Genomic DNA, 21830 nt, shown 5'->3' with positions numbered 1-21830 from the left:
GGCGAACATCCGGCATCGGACAGGGGTCGGCTACCTGTCCTGATTCGTAGGTTTTTTCAATTTATTTTCTATGACCTCCCTGGACTTGGTTAAATGAGCTTTCATTGCTTTTTCGGCAGCTTCGCTGTCTCTGTCCAAAATTGCCTCCACAATATCGAGGTGATCTTGGAGGGTTTTTTCGGGTGGACGAATCAATCCGATACGCTCAATATACGTGATCAGGTTCCCTTGCTTAAACAGCTTGTACAGATAGTTATTCTTACATTTTTCTACAATGAAGTTATGAAATTGGGTATCGGATTTTTTGTATGCTTCGTAATCTTCTTCCCAACCTTCCTGCTGAGGGTGAAAAAAACGACGAAGTTTATGCGCCTCGGCCGGGGTATAATTCTTTGCCAGAATACCGGCAGCTGTGGACTCCAGAGCTATACGACAATCAAATATTTCCAAAATTTCCTTGTCGTCAATGGATTTGACCTTAAACCCGGTCTTATTTTTGGGCTCTATCAGGTTTTCAGCCTCAAGCATGTGCAAGGCCACGCGCAAGGGTGTGCGGCTAATCCCCATTTGGGCGGCTAATTTTTCCTGGATAATTTTCTGCCCAGGCGCCAATTTTCCATGAATGATCATCTTCCGTACTTCACGATAGGCCTGAATTCCTAATTCATCGTTTTTTAACATCTTCTTACGATTCGATTGGCAGAACAACTTACAGTATACGGTATATCAAAATACAAATTTCCGCTCACTTTATCCGGTTTATTGGCACATTACTTTTTAAACGGTTGGATTGATATATTGCTTCGACCACTTTGAGCGTTTTCATGTATTCCTTAATACCGGTTTCGAACATTGCATTCGTGAGAATACCCTGAATAAAATGCAACTGACAGGCATATACGCTGTCTCCGGAAAACCCATTTTCGGTCGGTTTAAACGGAACCTTACTGGCCGCGAAGCCCAGAGGCTTGTGGGAAATTTCCCCATTCGTATGCAGTATCAGACTACCCTGATCTCCCTCAACAAGCATTTCCCCAAAGGTGAAACGAACATTATCGTGCAGGGGCTCGTTGTAGCGGTTGGCATCGAAAAGCGCCGTGCAGCCGGATTTAAACCGAAAAAACACCATACCCGTATCCTCCCCTTTGATAATGGGATTCAGCGTTTTCAGATTTGCAAAAACCTCGGTAACCTCTCCTTCCAGGTAGCGGAAGGTGTCCACAAAATGAACGCCCGTTTCGTGTATTAGCAAGCGGGGCATGGTCCGAAAATAGGGCTGTCGATCCAGGTATGCATGCTCGCCCCAGCCATCTCCCAGACGCATACGGAAGGTATATTGAAAAATCTTTTTGCCGATCTTACCGCCCTGTATCAGGGATTTGATCTCCCTGTACCAAGGCTGAAACCGCCAGTTTTCATGGACCATAAATCGAACCTTGGCACCTTTTACCAGATTGCAGATCTCCCGGGCTTCCTTGTAGGTGTCTGCCAGCGGTTTTTGGCAAATAATGTGGATCCCTTTTTCCAAGGCCAGCTCGATGAGCGACTTGTGGCTTACCGGAGGCGTTACAATATCAATAAAGTCGGGCTTTTCCTTTTCCAACATCACCGAGACATCTGCGTACACGTTGGGAATTTTAAAGCTCTTTGCATACAGTCTGGCCTTTTGAATATCCTTATCGGCAATACCCGTGATTTCCACCTGCTCCATACGGGACCAGGCGTCTCCATGAAACTGACTAAAGTATCCAGCACCGACAATTACCCCTTTTAGTTTCTTCATTTTAGCGATGGGGTTGAGGTAAACAAGTCGTACACCCTGGCAAGGCTTTCCTCATTACCGACGTTTCCAGGGTACACCACGTAAGGAATGCCCGGAAACTTGGCTTCGTCGCCCAATTTCCATACCGGAACACCCGGAATCACCTGCCCTAACACCAATGCTCGCTTCATCCCCAATCCTTTGACGGCGACATCGTTGGAGGTAATGCCACCTTTGGCGATCAAAAAACCAGGCTGAATACCGAGCCTATCCACCACATCCACCAAAAATCCGGTTACCTTTTCCCCAATGGCCAGGCTGGCCTCCGGACTATCCCCAGAAACGAGGGTCCGGGAAGTGTACACCAAGGGGTTTATACCCGAGGCTAGACACATTTCTACATTTTCCACTACCCGTTGTAACAGCGCCCGGCTGGCGGCCTCAGAACCAATGATTACTTCCACCGATACCAAAATGGCCTGTATGCCCTGCCTTTTTAACAGCTCCTCAAGTTGGGCGGTGGATTTTTTTACATAAGAGCCCACGATAACCAAACCGCCTCTCCCCGGTTTTCCTCCCGGCGGTGTCCAAACCTGCGCAAGCATCCCACTAAATGCAGAAACAAAGGAAGCGGCGGTTCTGAAATTAAACCCCTTGCCTGTTTTTACCAGCTGGTGCAGCACCAGGCAGGTTTTTTCCAATTCCTGATACGTGGTATTGTTGACAACCATCACTTCGTTCCCGGCAAGAGCCTTCAATTTTTCGAAGATTACTTCTTCTCCTGCTGCAATATCCGACAGGGAGAGACTTTTAACGGATGCCTGTTTGATTTTGCCGGCTGATTTTTCTTCCACCCATTTGGTGAGGTCGGAATGCCCGTAGCCAAAACTCTTGTCCTGGGCAAATACCGTCTCCGATACCGGTATCTTGTGCCCGCCTTCCACGATGTAATGGGTGTTATTCTCGGTGATTCTTCCCCCTTCAAAAAAAGCAGGAATCGACAACGTTGGTAGATTCCCCAAGCCTGCGCCCTGGCTCAAGGCTTCAACTTCCGAGGGAAAATACCCCCGTAGGGTGGAATCGCTTCGACTGATCAGCAAATACCGCCGGCCGGTTTTTTGTGACGCGTACACCAGATTTTCCCCGATTTCCCGGGCGCGTTCGGTAGCGCTTTCCAGCGGCAGGCTTCGGGTGTTGGCAAGGACAAAAAACAAGGGCGTTTTCTTCGAAAATTCGTACACAAACGCCTCCCGGGTCCAATGACCCAATACCGGAACATCATGGGCCGTCTGGGTACCGGTAGGATCATCGTCTACAATTACCAGCGAAACTTTTTGTTCGTGAAATACGTTTCTGATTTGATCGCTGTAGGGCCTTCTCAAGGAATCTTCCGTCGTCATCATTCGCTATTTTTGTGAATCGGTCGGGCCAAAACCCGCGCTGGTGCTCCGTCTCCACCCGCAATTTTCAGGGGCATCACCATCAGTTCCACCTGATCCTCCCCATGGATTTCGTCCAAATTACAAATCCCTTCAACAATAATTACCTGACCCGAAAACAAAATGCGGTGGATCAAGGTGACTTCTTGCAGATCGTTCACGTCAGCTACGGAGGGAGGCTCTACCGCTAAGATTTTTACCCTCTTTTCTACCAGCCATTTTGCCAGCTCCTCACTGATTCGGGGCAACTGGTTTCGGTATTTATTGGGGTCGGAACGGGATAATTTACTCCAACCCGTCTTGATTACCAAGCTATCACCGCTATTCAACGCCACCTTCAGACCCCCAAGGTCCACCGTACGGATCAGTGCAGAGGGCGCAATGCCGGTAAGGTCGAGGACTTTAGCATTACCAAAGAGGCTTTCCAGAGGCATTTGGTCGATAGTATGCCCGTCCACCCCAAAATGAATGGGAGCATCCATATGCGTGCCGGCATGGCTGTAAATCTGAAGGTTTACCGCATTCCAACCGTCCCGCTCCAGGTTTTTCGCTTCGCTCAGCGCCACACCGGGCATCCCCGGACCAATGGTCTGTGTAAGGTCTATCCAATCCATCCTTATTGGTTCAGCGCCTGAATCACTTGCGTGGCAAACTCCTCCGTCCCCGCAGTACCTCCCAGGTCGATGGTTTTTATGCCTTTTTGAAATACGGCTTCAATAGCTCTCACAATTTCTTCGGCCGCCGCACTCTCTCCGAGGTGCTCCAGCAAAAGCGCTCCTGACCATATGGTCCCCACGGGATTGGCGATACCCTTTCCAGCAATATCCGGAGCCGAGCCGTGAATGGGCTCAAACATGGAGGGAAATTCCTTTTCGGGATTGATATTCCCACTTCCTCCAAGGCCAAGGCTTCCCATGATACCTCCTCCCAGGTCACTCAGGATGTCTCCAAACAAGTTGGTGGTAAGGATCACATCAAAGTATTCCGGGTGTAGGATGAAGTTGGCACTGGTATTATCGATGTACATTTTCTCCAACTTTACATCTTTGTATTGCTCCCCTACCTCTGCGATTACTTCATCCCAATACTTCAAACTGTGTATTAAGGTATTTGACTTGGTGACATTGGTGACTTTTTTCTTCCGCTTTTGGGCCAGTTTAAAGGCAAAGTGCGCTACCCGCTCAATCCCTTTTCGCGTAAAGATACTGGTATCAGTGGCCAGCCCTTCGGGGCTTTCGGGTCTGAAAAAGGCTCCCGATTGTACAAACTCCCCTTCGTTGTTTTCCCGGATGACAACAAAGTCTATTTCCTGGGACGTTTTATTTCGAAGCGGGCTTTCCAATCCGTTAAATAGCTTTACAGGCCTGTAATTGACATATTGCTGAAAGGTCGTCCGTACTTTGAACGTGTATAGTTTCGCGGGTAGGGTATCGTCCACCTCCGTCAGCCCAACGGCACCAAAAAACACGGCATCAAAGCCCTTCAGGGTATCCAGTCCATCTTCGGGCATAAACGCCCCCTCTTTGAGGTAGCGACCCGCTCCCCAGCCATAAAACGTGTAATCCAGTTTAAAATCAAATTTTTTAGCCGCCGCTTCCAATACGGTAAGGGCCGCAGGGATGATTTCATGACCGATGCCATCACCGGGAACAATTGCTAATCGATACGTTTTCATAAAATGTAGTTAATGTATGGTATGTATTTCGTTACCTGGACACTCATTATTGTTGTGGTATAAAATCAATGATACTTTTCCAACGGGCTCGGGCAAAACCAAATCCTTCCCCTTCTGGCACCAATCCATTGGAATGCGGTAAAAACTCTACCTGAATCAGACTGCCCGTTTCAATGGGAACATCTGCTACCCGGACTTCATGTGGCGCATACTCGGACATTCCTTTTCCATGAATACGGGGGTTTTGAAATTCCATCACCTTTTTACCGTCAATGCGCAGCATGTAGGTACTTTCTCCATCCGACTCCAGTAAGGAGGTAAAGCGGATGGTGTACATTCCCGTTTCCTCGCCGAATAACGTAGAGGCAGCAGCCCACTGATCGGTCGGTTGTTCCACCGTATTGATGGCGATTGCGCCCCTAACTTTGTCGTAATATGCCGGCGAGAACCCTTCCAGGGCTATGTCCCAGTTCTCAGGCTGATGTAAGCGCCTAAATTCCTCTGGAAAATTACTAATTTCCTGGCGCAAAATGTCAAGATCACCGTTTTTATCCCTGAATCGCTGGGGTGTTTTCCCCCAATCCGACGCGGGTGCCAACAAAAGGATTGTAGCTATTTGAATGGATAATTGCTTCATTTGCATCCGATTTAGTGGTCAATATCTTAAGCGCTCCTCCCGCGAGTTACTACTGGTTTACTCCGGTAATTTCCCGTACCAAGTCAAAAAAACCTTGTTTCCGGTCGGAATGGATACCCCAATCTACAGGCATGCTTTGAAATCCCTCTTCGTACGGTTCTCCATCCCGTCGGTAGTCAAAAAAACCCCAGGAAACATAGTTTTCTACAGCGACGGTAAAATTGTTTCGTTCCTGATCAAAGTCGTAGTGATCGTCTTCGTTAATTACCACTGGCATGGGGCGGAATCCCTCCACCTGCCGGGTATCCGCGATCAGCTTCTCCATTTTCTCCAGGGTGTTTACGCCATTTCCATGTATCAAAATATAGTCGGAGGATTTGACGACATTTGGCTTGGGAGGCGTATTCCCTTTGTAGCTGGTGCTCACCAATAAGCGGTTTCCATTGTGCTCCATGCTTTTGACCAGGTCAATGAGCTCGTGTACCCGGGCTGGTTTCAATATCTCGTGATCGTACGCATTGACATCGCATTCATTGTTCACCTCAATCAAGACGTTTCGATACCCTTCCTGCAATACCCAGTTTACGGAATTCTTTACCGCCTCGATTATCGCAGTTTCGTCGTCCAGGTTTTGGTCCTGCCCAAAGTAGAAAATGCCCAGCATCACCACCATCTCCAACTCGTCGGCCTTGTCCAGCACCAATCGCAGCCGATCCATGTATTCAGGTCTCAGCCGACCGTCGGAAAAAAAGGCAGAATTGTACCAATCTTTATTCCCATAGCCAATGGGACTCCCACCCTGTAAATTAATGGTAAATGCATTTAGACCGTAGGCTTTCCAGTGCTCCATAGCGGCCACAAATTCGGCCGTATTTCTATCCGGATCCCATTCCCCGGTATCCGGATAACCAAAAAGTGTCATGGTTTCGCTATTTAAATCGTCGAAAATTCCCTGGACCATCCTGGAGTTTATCAGCAATCCTTCGATGGTATTTCCCTTCCAGGTCCTTCCCTCAAAGGTAGGTTTTCCGTTTACATGAAAGGCCGCACCTTCTATGGCGACCACGGTCCGTTGATCACCCGGTTTACAGGCGATCAGGCCAAGCCATAGCAGGCTGTATGCATAAATCATAAAATTAGTTCTCTTTTTCATACGATTTGTTTAAGAAATGTTTACACTAGATAACGGGCATCCGCCCGGCATTACCCGCCAGATTCGGGTAGTTCGCTCGAAGGAACGAAATCCAACCCGGGGCGGAAATAAGTAGCGGTAATCCATGAAAGTATGATCCGCTGCCAAAGTATATGCCCCCAAATGGCTGCGCTATATTCCCTTGCATATGCGGGTAGGGCTGAGCAGGTCGGGTTCATTTTTTTCGGACCAAAATTACCCAATCCTCTTTTGGATCGGATGGGGGCATTCCGAGATTTACCCAACCGGGACCCGATACTTCGGATACTTTTTCTCTCTGCACCCGGGGCGTTTTGATGTTGGGTAAGGCCGATAAAACGGAGGCCGGTTCCCGGGAATAGGTAGACTCAAAAATCATTTCTTTGCCTTTTTGAAGCGCTCCACCGGTCCTGGGATTGTACCAGTCCACGGTATAGGTTCCTACATGTCCTTGAAGATTAAGTGCGGAGCCCCCGCCGGCCGGCAGGTAGATTACGTACAATTCCCCATTGCTGACAAATACAAAATCCCGTTCACTACGGGTTAGGTCGTTGGCATTTTCCATTTCCCAAAAGGGGATTTGGTTGTTTTTGAAGAAATCCATGGCATGCCGGGTATAGTCCCACAGGGCATCTCTACTCCGCCAATCTTCCATGTTCAGGTCATTTTGCTCTTCCGCATAACCAAAGTACCACTCCACTCCATCTCCTCCGGCAGCAATAGTAGCCCAATAGGTAGCTCTGGCTTCGTCTTGGTTGTAGTTATCGTCGTAATCATCCGTGGTGACCCCGAGCGCGCCGGTGCCGGCTTCGTCCATGGATACGTTCCATTTTCTTCCCGTCTGCCGGGATGCATTCACCCAATACGAAATGACCTCGAAGTTGTGCCAGGGACGCATGCTATTCGTTTGGATGGAAGGGCCCTCAAAGTACTCGAAACCCAACAAGGGAGTATAGCTTTGTTGGTATTGGTTGGGAAAGGTATGCGTCACCACGGGATGGTCATAGGGATCCAAGCTGTGAATGTACATGGCATCGGCTTTGGCATTTAGCTGCTCCGGATCGTTCAATTCATCCCATAAGTCGTGTTCTTCCCCCAAATTCCAGTTCAGTGCGTGGTGGTGGGAAAAACGGGCGATCAATTCCCGGTAATACAGTTTTCGTTCGGGTCCCAGCCTGCCACCGTTTAGCAGCTGATCATTCTCATTTTCGTGGGTTTTAAAATGCAGGAACAATCCCATTCTGTCCGCATGTGAAAACACAATTTCCCATTGGTCCAACTTGGAAACATCGTATCGGTCTACCTCTGTATGGCTGATCCAGGGCCAGGTGTTTTTTCCATCCCCCCCGGCGGATAGGGTCAGAAAAGAGACGGCATTCATTCCTTTTGCTGACAGGTAGTTGAGTCCGCCGATCAAACCTTTTCCTTTAGAGCCTTGCCAAACCGGGTCTCCCTCCTTCCAATCCCGCAGGTGGGCTTCGTACTTTTTAAGCGGTGTCGCGCCCCGCCCGTCTTTGTGTTGGGTCGTTCCCCAAATTAAAACATCACCCGCATCCTTCGAAAGGCCGGTATGGGTATAGGTGCCATCAAAGTCTACATACCCCAATAGCGTTTCCGGAGCATCGGCGCCTCCTTTCATGAACCATTCTCCATTGTCAAATCGCAGGTAATGTTCGCCAACGTACCTGAGAACCCCTTTCCCACGATGGTCTACGCCGGATTTATCCGTATCGGCAATAGAAAAGGTCCCGGTAGCTCCGTTGAAGGAAACCGGTTCTCCAGCGGTTGAGCTCGCATTTACTGCGATGTTTTCTCCCATTCGGAAAGAAGCCTGGTAGCTCCACTGCCCGGTTTGGGGCACATTGAAATGTACCCGCCATTTGTTTCCAGAAGTAGCGCTGGTCTCTCTGGCATTTCCATCTGCAGCGAAATATCCAGGCACCTGGTATACTAGTTCTCCGCCCTCGTACCGGAAAGTAACGTTTAAGCGATAGCCCATAAACGGGTTGTATGCATCGGCCTCACTGACTTCCGGTCCATCAAATGTAATCGATATGGCATGCCATTTTTTAAGCTCGCCTTCTATCTGCCCGGAAGCCTGTGCGAATAGAAAATGTTGACTCGTCAGTAGCAAAAGCACGACGTTGGTTACACATGTTACTTTTTTCATGGTTATTGGATTTTATTGTTGCAATTCTGTCCTGTTTTCGCCTGAATCCGAAAATACCTTTCTGATTTTGGCAACAAATTGATGGGAAATGGGATGGGTTATTACCCGAACGCTTCGGTCAAGCCTTAATCGAACAAGTACCCTGTTCCATTCGAGAATGGTGAATAAGTAGTTATTTTTTTGTACCCAAGCGGCAAAGGTATCGGTAGGCGCATCCTGCCATTTTCTCTCTCCATTTGCTTGAATTCCATTCACGCCAATGGCACCACCTCCGGAAGAACGACTCCCACTATGGCTCAGAGGAAGCGCACCGGGCACTTGTACCGATGAAACACCGCGTACCTTGTCGACCGCTTCCCCTTCCCAAACCGGGTACCCGTGCTGATCGATCGTTAGCTCCTTCAATCCATCGAAACCTGAGTTTTCTGTTAAAAACCGAATTGCGTCCATTAAAATACCTCCGTGAAGCCCCTGAGATTGCAGCGACCCGATCGCCCGGTACTCTCCCAGAAAAACAATCGCTGTTTGTTCTTCTAACTCGGATTGAATCCGGCCGTTCAGGTCCGGAAACCAATTCATGCCATCGCCAAATATTTGACCCAGAAACTGGGCAGAAATCATCAATAAATGGCACAAATTCAGGCAATAACAGACAAGACTCATTGAAGCTATAGTTTAGTTAAAATTCCTTTCACAATTCCAGTTTTCCCATTTCGGGAGGTGGTTGCCGACACGAGCAGCAAGCCGGCCCAGGACTTATTAATCTGTTATTCCATCGGTCTAAAGGGTGCTTCAAGGCGTGCATGAATAAAATCACGGATTTCTGTATGCCCCATAAACTTATCTAAAAACCCAAAGACCGCTACTGCATCGGTATTGGTCAATGCGTGTTTATCGTCATCTCTTCCAAAACTAAATATGGCCATGTTATAGGGTTGCGCCCATCCCTCGTCTCCTCCCCCAGCAACACCGCTGGCGCCCACATACAGGATCTGATCGGCATCTTCGTCGAGAAAGTAAAAGAAGGATGAGGGAAAGTTGTTGCCAAATTCCGGATTGAGGTACCCAATTCCCTTCCCGTGCTCAAACGGGCGTTTCAGACCATCTTCAAGCAGGTAATACTGTTTCTCAATGGCCATTTTTCCACCAACGGGCCCTTCCCATAAAAAAGCGAATAAATCCCTCGCTTCGAGTACTTCGATAGCCGCATGGCTGCTAAAAAAGTGATAGCGGACCCGGTATTTCTCGTTGCTTGATTCCAGCATCAAGTGGTTTCCTCGAAGGGTATCGCCAATAGCTACCGGATCGCCCGTGGCATCTATCCATCTGGAGGTCCCTCCGCCTCCCCGGCAGGGATGCCCAAATCCGTCCGAAGCAAAATTGGGCCATCCCCGCCATTCCCGATTGGCTACACAATCGTTGGCGATCCAATCAAGGCCTTGCTTGTCGATCGCCGAATTGAATCCGGTAGCGGTCTCACCCGTTTCGGCCTGAGCTCGTTGAAAGTGCCAGGTGCCGTTTGCTGCTTCAATCTTCCAGGTCAGGTAATCAAAACGTTGCTCCTCGGTGACGGTGACGTCCAAATGCCGCTGCTCACCTTCCTCGCAAGAGAAAAGTAATGCAACAAAAAGAAGATATTGTGTGCGAAATCTCATACCTGCTGGTTTCTGTGGGTTAAGGTTCCTTCAGTCGTCATTCACGGTTATTCCGAAAATCCTTCCGTAGGAACCCGGTGGATGGTTTTGTGGATCATATGGGTTAATTCGGTTCCCTCTTCCGTTGCAATTTGATAGCTTATTGACATCACCCAGCCCAGTGAGGTTTCGATCATGTCCGGCAGTTCCTCCAGTGTACCAAGGGAAGCGTTGACCGCACCGGGTTTCAGGGAAGGGATCTCCAGGAATACCACCTTTCCGTCCGACGATAAGCGGATGGATGCCACCTGCACCGCATCGGGTCTGGTTTCTCCCGGATTGTCCACCGAATAGACTTTTCCACGGCTGCCGTACTGACTGGTCCAGGGATAGGTCCATTTCTGCAGGCGGAAATTGTCCATCGAGGTGGCGATCCCGGGATCCAGTTTTTTGTTAAAATGAAGTTCAATACCACCGGCCTTGGTATAAACAGCCACCGGTACGGTCAATGGCTGCCCGGTATACCTAACGCGATGAAACGAGCCCCAGTCTTCCCCGATGGATTGCCAACTGGTCATCCCGGCAAGGTACAGCTGTCCGTCTTTGTGAAACCGGCCACGTTCCAGGCCCGATTTAAATACGAGTGGCAGGTTCACGTGGGCTCCTTGCCAGACCCCATCCACCTCTTCTTTTAGTATCAGTGCAAGGGATGCACGCCCGTAAGAAGCCAGCAACAAATCGTCTCGAAGTTCCTCCGGCCAGCGCGTACTGGTAATGAACATCGGTTTGGCCGGAGAGTTGTCCAGGTAATGCGGGGTCCAGACGATCGGCGGCTCGAACGATTCTGGCACTTCGGATTGATGTGAAGAGGGAATAAATCCATGGAACTCACCCTCCTTAATGCGGTGGACCTTACTGGTGGGTACCCAGTTTCCTTCATTATCTGCATAGATGATTTCCCCTTCCGGCCCGATATCCAACCCATTGGGATTGCGCAGGCCCGTTGCAATGGTTTCCAATTTTTCTCCGTCCGGCGATAACCGAAGGAGTACACCGTGATGCGGCGTTATCTCTGCTTTGGCTGGAGGACCGCTTCTTCGGAGGTAGGGTGGCCAGGGAGTGGATTTGGCAAAATAAAAGTTACCCTGCGCATCGGTTTCCAGATTCATCGTGAAGGCATGAAAATTTGTGGATGCCATGATTTCGTTATTAAAATTTTCGTAAAAATCGGCAAATCCATCCCCATTAAAATCGTGTAAACGCGTGATTTGATCGCGTCCGGTCACGTAAATCTGGTCATCGACTACCTTCACACCTCCCGGCTGAAACAAACCCGTGGCAAATCGATGCCAGTGGAGTCTGCCCAGCGTTTCCCCGATTCCCTCTACCAGCCATACGTCACCGCTCAGGGATACCACCACTGCCCTGCCGTCGGATAAAAAATCAACATCCATCAGGCGAATAAATGAATTCCAGGGATTGTCAGCAGGTATGGTCAATTCATCCACGGCAAAAGGCCCCTCGTTTTTACTCATCACTGCTTCCGTTTGCAAGTTTTCCCACAGATCGGGGCCAGGTTGGGTGTATTCGGACAGGTCTGGGAGGTCTTTTGCCTGTTCCAGATAGGTCTGCATGTAGCTGGAGGTTTCTCCAGATTGTACCGGACCGATGGACAGGCGAAAAGCAAGTGGATCCTCGATTTGGGGCAGATCCAGTATAAGGTGACCGTTTTTTATGCGCCATTCCGCCGTTGAATCGAAAATCCCCTCTACGCCTACCATGCGTGTGCTGGAACCCACTCGGATGCGCAGGTATCCCCGGGAATCTGCGAGCGGTATGCGTTCAACTTCCGAATTTTCCGGAACCTGTAGCACCCGCAAAGACAGGGTTTCTTCCGTGGGACTCAAGTTAAAGGTGCGTGTAAATACGGGCTGATCATCCACCTGTGAAAACCCAGGTAATTCGAATACCTGACTATAGCCAACAGTATAGGAAAAAAGAACCCTATCCCCGTGAATGTACAGCCCCTTGTAATGCGCTTGTTCCCTCGGGATGGGTCCATAGGGCCAATTTCTCGGGTCCTCAAATTCACCGTCAAGTGACCAGCCAGGCGTTTTAGAGGTTTCGAAGTGCGTAATTCCATCCTGACTGGGCCAATTCTCCAATCCATCGCGCTCCAGGTACCAATGAAGAAACCCACCGGTCCAGGCACTCGCTATACGCAATAAATCAGTATCAAAGGTAATCACTGCCTGAGGATGCGTTCCGACTTTTACGGCTATCCCTTTGTTTACAAACAGGCTACTCGCCACCAGCGGATCGTACGTGATCGTGGAAGTTACGAATGGACCGTGATTCATTGGGTTCATGTTATCGGAAGGTTGGAATTGGGCTTGCAACGGCAAATGAACACAAAGGATCGCCATCAGGGCGCACAGGAAACGAGATACAGGCTGTCTTGGTAACTTTTTCATCGGTCTTACGGTAATCTTAATTGTATTAACTGCTAAAAACGAATTTCTTTACAATTTGTGGGTTTTAGTCTTTATTCATTTGGTACGCTGGGTAGCAGCTGTAAACGCGGACAGAAAGCAGCACCGTGGTTTCCGTTGGCGGGAGATTAGGGAACATGGCATCTTAATCAAGGATCGATTTATTTTCAAGAAACAAAACAAAGGCTTTGCCCCCAAGCGCATTGTTATCGGAAGGACTCCAGGGCTTTCCAACGATATCAAGCATTCCATCCCCCGTAACATCCCCAAATACGATCTCATGACCTCCAAGATTTATATCGGCGATAACGTGCTCCCTCCACTCAACTTTCGGATTATTGGACCAGGAAGGACCTACACCGAGATTTTCCCAGAGGTAGTATCGTGGATTTTCTTCACCCTTTTTGCCCGGGCGCGCACGTTGCCAGTCTTGTTCGGCCGTAATGACATCAAGTTTGCCATTACCGGTGAAATCCGCGACACCAAGGGAATGCAACCCCCCCATGATGCGGTCCCATCCGGCAATTTCATGCCGACACCACTGAATGGTTCCTCCGGAATCGGGACCGAGATTCTCCATCCACCAAACTCTGCCACCGCGCATCTCTTCTACGGTTTGTACTACATCCAACCTTCCATCCTGGTTGATATCGGCAACCCAGGATCGGGCAGCTTTATCCGCCCAAGTTGGTTCTCCTTCTGGCAGCGGCATAAATGGACCCAAATCGTGCTGCTTCCACTTGGTTCCCTCACCATCCAAATTTTCAAACCACACGTCCGTCCGAACGATATCCACATCCCCGTCACTGTCAAGGTCGCCATGCCCCTTTGGCGCTACTCCGCCGTGTACCGCGGCCCCTATATCCTGTCTTTGCCAGGAATTTCTTGGATTGTCGGGAATGGCGTACCAGCGAAGGTTATTTCGATCCGACATGGTAATCACATCCATACGACCATCTCCATTAATGTCGGCAACAACCTGATCGTGGATGGAGCCATCCATGATGCCATCATCGAATACGATCCGTTCATAAGGAGTCTGCAGTTCACCAGAATTTCGGTACCAGGCACCACCAACGAGATAGTCTGGCATTCCGTCACCATCCACGTCCAGTACTGCGCCTCCCGCATCGGTGGGTGGATTATCCCCAACAATGTACCTGGACCAATGTCCGGGCTCGTGGTATTTATACACGTAGATTTTGCCCGTACCCCGCGAACTCATGATATACTCCAACTTGCCGTCGCCGTCCATGTCCGCTAGTCCTGTATTCGAAAAGGCGCCGCCGATCAGAGAATCATCAATAATATGTGTTCTAAATTGAATGGTTTTCGTACTTCCCTGTGCCCAACTGGCATCCATAGAAATCGGAAAGATCACAAGCAGCAGGCAGGCCAGGCCAAACGAACTGCATAACGATTTATTCTTATTTTTTAACTTCATCTTTTGTCTGTTTACGTAGTTTTTAAAGAAATACACCATGCTCATCCGCCAACCGACGGGCATGCATGGGACTTACTCGATTGAAATTAACCTCCCCTGCATCTGTGTCCAGTGCGCAGAATAGGTGCATATGTAGGGGTAGGTGCCTGGCGGGGGAACTTTGAAGGATAGCACCACAGTATCTCCTGAATAGGCCAGATCGCTGTAAGCGAGAATCCGGTGCATTTCCTTTTCCGGGATCCAGTCCGTCGCCATGGCCTGGAGCGCGGCAATGCCTACCGGTCGGATATCAGCTTCTTCCCGTACCAAGACGATATTGTGACTCATGTCGCTCTCGTTGATATACCGAATACGCAGTACCTCTCCTGCTTTGGCACGTATCTCTGAGATCGAATAGCTCAATTCTACTCCTTTGGAAACAATCTCTATTTCTGTGGTATCGGTAAACTCGGTGTACATTCGTCCCACCGACTCTGGCCATTCAGGTAACGGGGCTATTCCCGCCCCACCGGAATCTGGCGTAAAAAGGAAGAACGCGATAATGAGAATACTAGCCAAACATGCGAGAGCAATACCTTTCATAAAGCAAAAATTACGTTTCTGTGAAAATTTAAGATTAAGCAATCCGGTCCTACACCAGATTTTGTTTTAATGATTGTTTGTTTCAACCCCATTCCTAGATAATTTTCCTTTATATTCGGTAGATCTTTCCTCTTTTCCAAGAATAATTCTCGCACAACGAATCGAAGTTCTTCCGCTTCGCCTCAATCCGATTCCGGGTTGTTGCGCAGAATCTCGCCCAGGGGCCTACCCGTTCCGCCATTGCATCGCGTTGCGGGTAGCCCGGACGATTTATCCGCTTCGCGAAATTAAGGAGCTGTAATTACAATGGGCAGGCTATGATTCCAATCCGTGGTTTGATCAGATCGTGCGGCGATACGGATGTGTAAATTACCCCCTCCACGTTCGCGGGACATGGCCAGGAGGTTGGCATCCAGTGGTACAGACGCCATGCCCGAATTGTCCGAAAGGTCTAGCTCCCGTGTTTGCCACCTCGGGCCATTTCCTGTGTTAACACCCACTTTTGCTACTGTGCTTACCAGTACTACGCGCTCCCGTACGCCATGTCCTTGGCTGGGGGAAATGGAATAATTCACCTGAAGTTCCCCGCCAGAGACCGAAACGGTAGGGGGAGGAATCACCAAAAATGGAGTGACCATAATGTTCTGTTCAACGGGCCGACCTGTAAGGTCTACGGTCAATTCCCCCTGACCGGGACCATCCACCGGACCCTCCACCCAGACCGTGTATCGCTGTGGATACAGGTGTAGATTGGCGTAGGATCCATCTCCATTCACGCGCAATTCCAGCGGAACCCGGTCCTGCTCTCCTAAAGCAAATACTGTAAATGCCGGATTTGCAGCATCTCCGGAGACTGGGTTTCCGTTTTGATCCAAAATCAAACCGCTGATCTGCCCGTCGAAACCAAAATCGGTGACAATCTCCTCGCACCCCGAAATGACCACTAGGAAAACTGTCATTGCTGCCAGAATCAAATGTTTTTTATGTGGTAAACTTTTCATTGTTATCGTGTTTAAATACCAAATAATTTCATGTTAGAATAAAAACGGCCCTTTCTCTCAGTAACCGGGGTTTTCTATGAGGTCGCCATTGGTTTCGAGTCGGGCGTTCGTGATGGGATTGTAATAATGTTCCGGTCGAAATTCGCGCTGAACAGTTTCACCGTCAATAATCAGAAAATAATACTGTCCGGAGTCATCATGATAAATTACCCGAACACCCTTTACAATTTGCCCGTTCAGGGCATCCAATGCCGTTCTCCAGCGGCGAAGGTCGTCCCACCGGTGCCCTTCGTAAATTAACTCGCTGGCTCGCTCGATGCGCACCCGATCACGGGTGATGGTAACCTCGGTTAAGGGAATCAGCCCTACCCGCTCGCGGGTAAAGTTGAGGTACATGGCCGCATCTGCGGGATTACCCAGCTCAAACTCACTTTCGGCAACGATCAAATACATCTCAGCCAGCCGCAATTCCTTCCAGTTGTTGGATTCCGTCCCGGCGGGAATTAGCGGAGTTTCCGCAATGTATTTCTCAAGTAAAAATCCGGTAGACGGAAAAAATTGGTTGGCTTGTCTTCGGCTGGCACTTCCGACGGTATTTTTACCGTTATAGGTAACTCCGACCTCCGAGATGATTGCATCTGGATTGGTACCTCCTACGGTGGGATCAATACCTTCGTACAATTCTACCAAAATTCCGGCATAAAAATCTCCCTCAAAGAGTACCGTCGCATACAGCCTGGGATCTTTGTTTGCCCAGGGACCTAATCCGCTCGGATACAGGTGATCTGGACCCAATTCGGGCTCACTAAAGGTACCGTCCAGGTTCTCATAGTGATTGACCAGTTCCAGCGTGGGGTTCATCTGCGATCCCTGGCCCTCTGAAAAAGGAGTAGGTTGATTCTGGTGCGCAAACTGATGCCGAATTTCAACGCCATTATATATGCGTTCAAAGATGACTTCGTCGTTAGCGTCTTCAACGAAAACACTCCAGTACGTTCGCTCCGGGTCACTGCTTTGAAGCAAGGAATACCGCCCGGAATCAATCACCTGCCTGGCAGCTGCACTCGCTTTGCTGTAGAATTCATTGGCTCTGCCTGCAGGAATACCCGTTAGCCTGTTGTCTGCCAAGGTTCCAAAATGAGCAATGGAAGCCGACCAGAGGTTTGCCCGTGCTTTGTAGGCATAGGCCGCCCATCGATTAATCCGTCCGGTTTCGCCTGTACTTTCGCTAAGCATTTCAGCGGCAATTCCCAATTCAGTATCAATAAAATCGGCAAGAGATTCCTCGCTGCTTCGTACCCGGTATTGCTCGGGAACTTCCTCAAAAGGATCCAGCACCACGTCTACCAGTGGTACTCCACCGTAGCGTTTTTGCATTTTGAAGAATACAGCCGCTCGCAACACCCGAACCTCGCCTTCGCGCTGCCGTTTGAAGCTTTCGGACAAAGGGGATTCCCGGATATTTTCAATGAAGAAGTTCAGTTCCCGGATGTATTCATAATCCCACAGGCCTTCACAATCGCTATTGATGTCCATTCCCCCGTGGGTTCGGCAGCTCGTGAAGCCGCCCCCCCGCTGGGTACCCAGATCGTGGTGACCAAGCATGCCGTCAAAATTATCAAAGCTGGTAAAGGGAAATCCGGCATACAAGTCAGCAACCAATGCATCGGCAAACGCCTCATTCTGAAATACCTGATCCGCATTTACCAGGTCGCGTGGAACCTCATTGAGGTTTAAAAGGTCGTCGCAGGAAACCAATGACACCAGCAAAAACAGGAGAAAAGGTGTCAAGGCACGGTATAGATAATTGCGTTGTTTCATAACTGAGAAAATAAGTGTCGTTATCAAATAAATTTTTTCTTAGAAATCGATCTCAAGGCCCAGGTTGATCACCCGTGTCTGTGGATGGTAGTTGCCAAAAAACTGCCTGGGATTTTCGTCGATCTCCGGATCAAGAAAGTCTATGTCCGAAAAGGTCAACAGATTGGTCCCTCCGGCGTAAAACTTCACCCTTCGCAAACCAAGCCCGTCAATTAGTTGCTGCGGGAGGGTATACCCCAGTTGCAACTGCTTGAGACGCAGGTAGGTGCCATCGATCAAAAACATATCGTAATTGTTGTTGAACCTTCCCGATGCCCTTGGCCATCGGGCATCTGCCGCGCTTACGGCTGGAAGCCCAAATTCATTTTCCGGGACGTAGGAATCACTGATATGTCCCTGCAAGGCAACACCGTTAGAGGGGAAAGGCGACTCAAACTCACTCCAGGCCAGGTTCCAACCAAACCGGGAAGCTCCTTGCCAGAACGAAACAAGCTCAAGCCCTTTCCAGGCAATACGGGTCTGGAATCCAAAGGTTAACCTGGGTTGGGTTCCTGAGGTGGCAATGTACTGGTCCTCGTTGGTAATGCGTCCATCCCCGTTTCGGTCGATTACTCGCGCATCTCCTATTTGTATGGAGCGGTTTCCATTGCCGTCGATGTCTGCCCAACTGTCAATTTCCTCTTGCGATGCAAACAGTCCGTCGGTTTCCAGGTAGAAAATATTGACATTATTTCGTCCACCGGTAATCACGCGCCGCCCGATTTGTTTCTCTCGGCGCTCCACTTCCTTGTTTATAAAATCGGGTTCATCGGTATTGACAACGATTTCCTCAAAAATCCCAAAATTACCCCCGATGGAATAATTCCAATTGCTATTCGCGATGGTATTCGTGTGTTGCAAACTGAGCTCCAACCCGCGGTTTTGAAATTCCTGGAAGTTTTGCCGTGGCAATACCGCTCCGACCACCGGGGATACATCAAGAATACGTTGGCCCAGTACGTCAAACCGGTTTCGTTGAAAAATATCAAAGGTGCCTTCCAACTTGCCATCCCAAAAAGAGGCATCCAATCCAAAATTGACGATATCCATTTTCTCCCAGGTGATATTGGGATTCGGCAGCCCGTCCGTGCTGATCGTTCGCTGCAGGGTTGACCCTTCAAAGATGTAAAAATCATCAAACGAGAACGTCGGCAGAAACTGAAAGTCACCAGCCGCGTCAAAACCAAGCCTGCCCCAGGAACCCCTCAGTTTCATAAAGGTTAGGACATTCGACAGGCCAAGGTTTTGCATGAAGGATTCCTCTGTAATATTCCAGGCCCCCGAAAAAGAAGGGAAAAAGCCCCACCGGGAATTCTCTGGAAAACGCATCGATCCGTCGTAGCGCGCACTGACCTCCAGGGAGTATTTATCGGCATAGTTGTAACTGGCCCGGCCAATATGCCCTATTCGTTTGTTTCGGTTGATGACATCATTGTTGAATTGCTGGCTGGGTGGGCCGGCACTTAATTGCGCAATCGGGAAATCGTAGAGAATTCGGCTGGCATCAATTCGCTCAAAATGGCGCTCGATGAATTCGAACACATACATGGTGGTGAGGGAATGATTCTTTCCAAATGTATGATCGCCATTCAGGAAATATTGGAAATTTATATTTTCGGTTTGGCTGTTTCTTCGCTCTACCCGGGTGTCTGCATTCAAAGCCCGTACAAACTCGTGTGCTTCGGTCGTCGGATTGTAGCGGTATTCGGGCCCTCTCTTTTGAAACATCTTCTCCTGCAAATTGGTCCCCTGGTAATTGATCGTGGCCCGGGTACTCAATCCCGGAAGGAGCTGGTACTCCCCTCCCAGCTTAAAATCGATAAATCCCCGTTGAAACTCCTGCGTACCCCCGATAGCAGCACTGGCCAAATTTAGCGGGTTCACCGTCTGTCCTTCCGGAGCTCCCCTGGGGAAATTCAGGTGTCCACCGGGCAATTCTTCAATGGAATGAAAGGGACGCCAGCGCCCACTTCGGGCGAAAATTCCCTGCCCCTGCGACCAACTAGTCCCCTCAAAAGCGTTTCTGGGACCGGTGAAATCCTGCAGGTTATAACTCATGTCAAAGTTAAAAGTGAACTTTTCGGAAACATCCACATCCACATTACCGCGGATATTGTAGCGCTTGAATCGCGTATCGGTTCCACCAAAAACATTGCGCTCCAGACCGGTCTGATCGAACACGTTTCCGGAAACAAAATAGCGAACCTTTTCACTGCCTCCCCTTAGGGACAAATCGTGTGTAAACATTGGAGCTGCATCCCGGGCGATCAAATCATACATTTGCACGCTGGGGTAATTTTCCGGGTCTGATCCATCCGTATGTACCTTAAACTGTTCGACCGTCTCAGGCGTCCAGCGTAGTCCAAGCCCCCGATCGAGGTTTCGCATGTTAAACAGAGTCATGTATTCCCAGGATTCAATGACATCTGGCACCATGGTAAGCCCCTGAAAGCCGACGTCACCCCTATATGAAAATTGAACATCGCCCGCACTCCCCCGTTTTGTCGTCACCAGTACAACACCGTTACCGGCTCTTGCCCCGTATACCGCTGCAGCAGCAGCATCTTTGAGGACTGTAAGTTCTTCGATATCATTCGGATTTAAGTTTGAGAAAACCGCCTCATCTACTGGCAATCCATCGATAATATACAGTGGCTCACCAAATCCACGGATATTAATGGCCGTCTTATTCTGTCCGGGTTGGCCATTTTGGTTCTTGATAAAAACCCCCGCAACCCGCCCCTGTAACGCCTGTCCTACGGTAGGTGTCGATACCCTCGCCATGTCCTCCGGATCGGCTCTCGCCATGCTTCCCGTTAGGCGGGATTCGATTTGTGTTCCGTAACCAACTACGATGACCTCATCTAATGAGGTTTGGTCTTCACCCAATACAACGGTATACTGCGTTTGATTTCCTACAGTAATTCGCTCGGATTTGTAACCGATAAACGAGATGACAATCACGGATCCCAGCTCTGCGTCAAGTGTAAACTTCCCGTCAATATCTGATACGGTTCCCTGGCTGGATCCCTCGATAACCACCGTGGCACCGGGTATTGGTTCACCGTTGGGATCGGTGACCGTACCACGTATGGTTTCCAAAAAAACAGCCGGAATTGGTGAAGATGAACGCAAAGTCGCGGGTTGATTTGTGCGGTGCTCTGTGAGATAATTTGTCGAGATTTCCGTCGGAAGTCTGCTGCCAGTAGTGGAAAAGACCAAACCAAAGCAAAAAAGAAAGCACCAAGGCAGCCAAAAGATTGCCTTAAGTAATAAATTTTTCATAATTTTAAGGGTTTATTGAATGAAAGACTTCAATGAATAGCGGTCTTATGATAAGTACATTCCCCAATGAGCATTATCATGAGACCATGCCGGTTGGTTTTACCAATCGGCTTTTTTTAACTGAACTGGATTTTTATCATAGGTGATACGGTTTAATATAACTGATTCCTTTTAGCTAATTACCGGCTCCTGGCCCGGTTCCCATTTCATTGACAGCAGGCCACGAAATTCCATTCTTTTTAAGACCAAATTTAGATTTCTGCTGGCTTGATTGAATTTTTCTACGAGTCCAAAAACGATTTCTTAAAAAGTTTATAATCAATTTGTTAAAAAAATAAATCGTATTTAATCGCTTGTTTTTTTTGAATACCGTATACATTTTTACAATCGAATAAATCTATAGATTTTTTTTTACTTATCCTTCTTTTTTGCTGACAAAAAGTAAAATTTTTTACGCCTTTAATATATCCTTTGGATTTTATTCAAATGAAAATGTTTTTTAATCTGATTCGGTATACAAAACCAATTTTATCGCTAATAAATTTTGTAACCCGCTTAAAATCGGCTTATTGGGAGAAACTACAGGCCTTTGGAATACGGATTAACTCCTTACATTGCCGCAAAAGGGTCCATTTTTTCAAACAGAAAAAATCATCCATCCCCATTTTGGGCTACCAC

At 48.8% G+C, this 21830-nt stretch carries 16 protein-coding genes; all 16 read right to left on the bottom strand.

Translation table 11 applies throughout. The features are described from left to right. Window positions 1–30: 30 nt before the first annotated feature. The gene (locus tag ABWH99_RS10705; protein ID WP_375586270.1) at window positions 31–681 is read right to left on the bottom strand and encodes a GntR family transcriptional regulator; all 651 of its coding nucleotides are present in this window, start codon (window positions 679–681) and stop codon (window positions 31–33) included. 64 nt (window positions 682–745) lie between these two features. Further along, the gene (locus tag ABWH99_RS10700) at window positions 746–1783 is read right to left on the bottom strand and encodes a Gfo/Idh/MocA family protein (RefSeq protein WP_375586269.1); all 1038 of its coding nucleotides are present in this window, start codon (window positions 1781–1783) and stop codon (window positions 746–748) included. Beyond that, window positions 1780–3165 (bottom strand): four-carbon acid sugar kinase family protein, encoded by a 1386-nt coding sequence (locus ABWH99_RS10695; protein WP_375586268.1) that lies wholly within the window; start codon window positions 3163–3165, stop codon window positions 1780–1782. Before ABWH99_RS10695 ends, ABWH99_RS10700 begins: the two co-directional genes overlap by 4 nt. Next, complete coding sequence (locus tag ABWH99_RS10690; RefSeq protein ID WP_375586267.1) at window positions 3162–3815, bottom strand: cyclase family protein; 654 nt, start codon at window positions 3813–3815, stop codon at window positions 3162–3164. The genes ABWH99_RS10695 and ABWH99_RS10690 overlap by 4 nt, the downstream gene beginning before the upstream one ends. Before the next feature lie 2 nt (window positions 3816–3817). After that, window positions 3818–4876 carry an isocitrate/isopropylmalate dehydrogenase family protein gene (locus tag ABWH99_RS10685; RefSeq protein ID WP_375586266.1) on the bottom strand — a complete coding sequence of 353 codons (1059 nt, stop codon included), beginning with the start codon at window positions 4874–4876 and terminating at the stop codon, window positions 3818–3820. Window positions 4877–4922: 46 nt separating this feature from the next. After that, window positions 4923–5513 (bottom strand): hypothetical protein, encoded by a 591-nt coding sequence (locus ABWH99_RS10680; protein WP_375586265.1) that lies wholly within the window; start codon window positions 5511–5513, stop codon window positions 4923–4925. A gap of 49 nt (window positions 5514–5562) precedes the next feature. Continuing rightward, window positions 5563–6666 (bottom strand): hypothetical protein, encoded by a 1104-nt coding sequence (locus ABWH99_RS10675; RefSeq protein ID WP_375586264.1) that lies wholly within the window; start codon window positions 6664–6666, stop codon window positions 5563–5565. Window positions 6667–6880: 214 nt separating this feature from the next. Continuing rightward, window positions 6881–8854: a DUF5060 domain-containing protein gene (locus ABWH99_RS10670; protein ID WP_375586263.1), complete on the bottom strand. Its 1974-nt coding sequence runs from the start codon at window positions 8852–8854 to the stop codon at window positions 6881–6883. A 12-nt stretch (window positions 8855–8866) separates the two neighbouring features. Continuing rightward, window positions 8867–9517 (bottom strand): hypothetical protein, encoded by a 651-nt coding sequence (locus ABWH99_RS10665; RefSeq protein ID WP_375586262.1) that lies wholly within the window; start codon window positions 9515–9517, stop codon window positions 8867–8869. Window positions 9518–9621: 104 nt separating this feature from the next. Further along, the gene (locus ABWH99_RS10660; RefSeq protein WP_375586261.1) at window positions 9622–10509 is read right to left on the bottom strand and encodes a hypothetical protein; all 888 of its coding nucleotides are present in this window, start codon (window positions 10507–10509) and stop codon (window positions 9622–9624) included. Window positions 10510–10556: 47 nt separating this feature from the next. Next, the gene (locus ABWH99_RS10655) at window positions 10557–12857 is read right to left on the bottom strand and encodes a DUF6797 domain-containing protein (RefSeq protein WP_375586260.1); all 2301 of its coding nucleotides are present in this window, start codon (window positions 12855–12857) and stop codon (window positions 10557–10559) included. A gap of 268 nt (window positions 12858–13125) precedes the next feature. After that, window positions 13126–14424 (bottom strand): FG-GAP repeat domain-containing protein, encoded by a 1299-nt coding sequence (locus ABWH99_RS10650; RefSeq protein WP_375586259.1) that lies wholly within the window; start codon window positions 14422–14424, stop codon window positions 13126–13128. A 72-nt stretch (window positions 14425–14496) separates the two neighbouring features. Continuing rightward, window positions 14497–15006, bottom strand: coding sequence for a plastocyanin/azurin family copper-binding protein (locus tag ABWH99_RS10645; protein ID WP_375586258.1), 510 nt, complete (start codon window positions 15004–15006; stop codon window positions 14497–14499). Between the two features lie 287 nt (window positions 15007–15293). Next, on the bottom strand, window positions 15294–16007 hold the full coding sequence (locus ABWH99_RS10640) for a hypothetical protein (protein ID WP_375586257.1): 714 nt from the start codon (window positions 16005–16007) through the stop codon (window positions 15294–15296). A 57-nt stretch (window positions 16008–16064) separates the two neighbouring features. Next, window positions 16065–17828 carry a RagB/SusD family nutrient uptake outer membrane protein gene (locus ABWH99_RS10635; RefSeq protein ID WP_375586256.1) on the bottom strand — a complete coding sequence of 588 codons (1764 nt, stop codon included), beginning with the start codon at window positions 17826–17828 and terminating at the stop codon, window positions 16065–16067. Window positions 17829–17867: 39 nt separating this feature from the next. Further along, window positions 17868–20969, bottom strand: a complete 3102-nt coding sequence (locus ABWH99_RS10630) for a SusC/RagA family TonB-linked outer membrane protein (protein WP_375586255.1) — start codon at window positions 20967–20969, stop codon at window positions 17868–17870. Window positions 20970–21830 lie beyond the last annotated feature (861 nt).

This window comes from Cyclobacterium xiamenense (assembly GCF_042140265.1).
Classification (GTDB): Bacteria; Bacteroidota; Bacteroidia; order Cytophagales; family Cyclobacteriaceae; genus Cyclobacterium; species Cyclobacterium xiamenense_A.
Note: the sequence above shows the minus strand (reverse complement) of the source record. Positions and strands in the feature narration are given on the sequence as shown.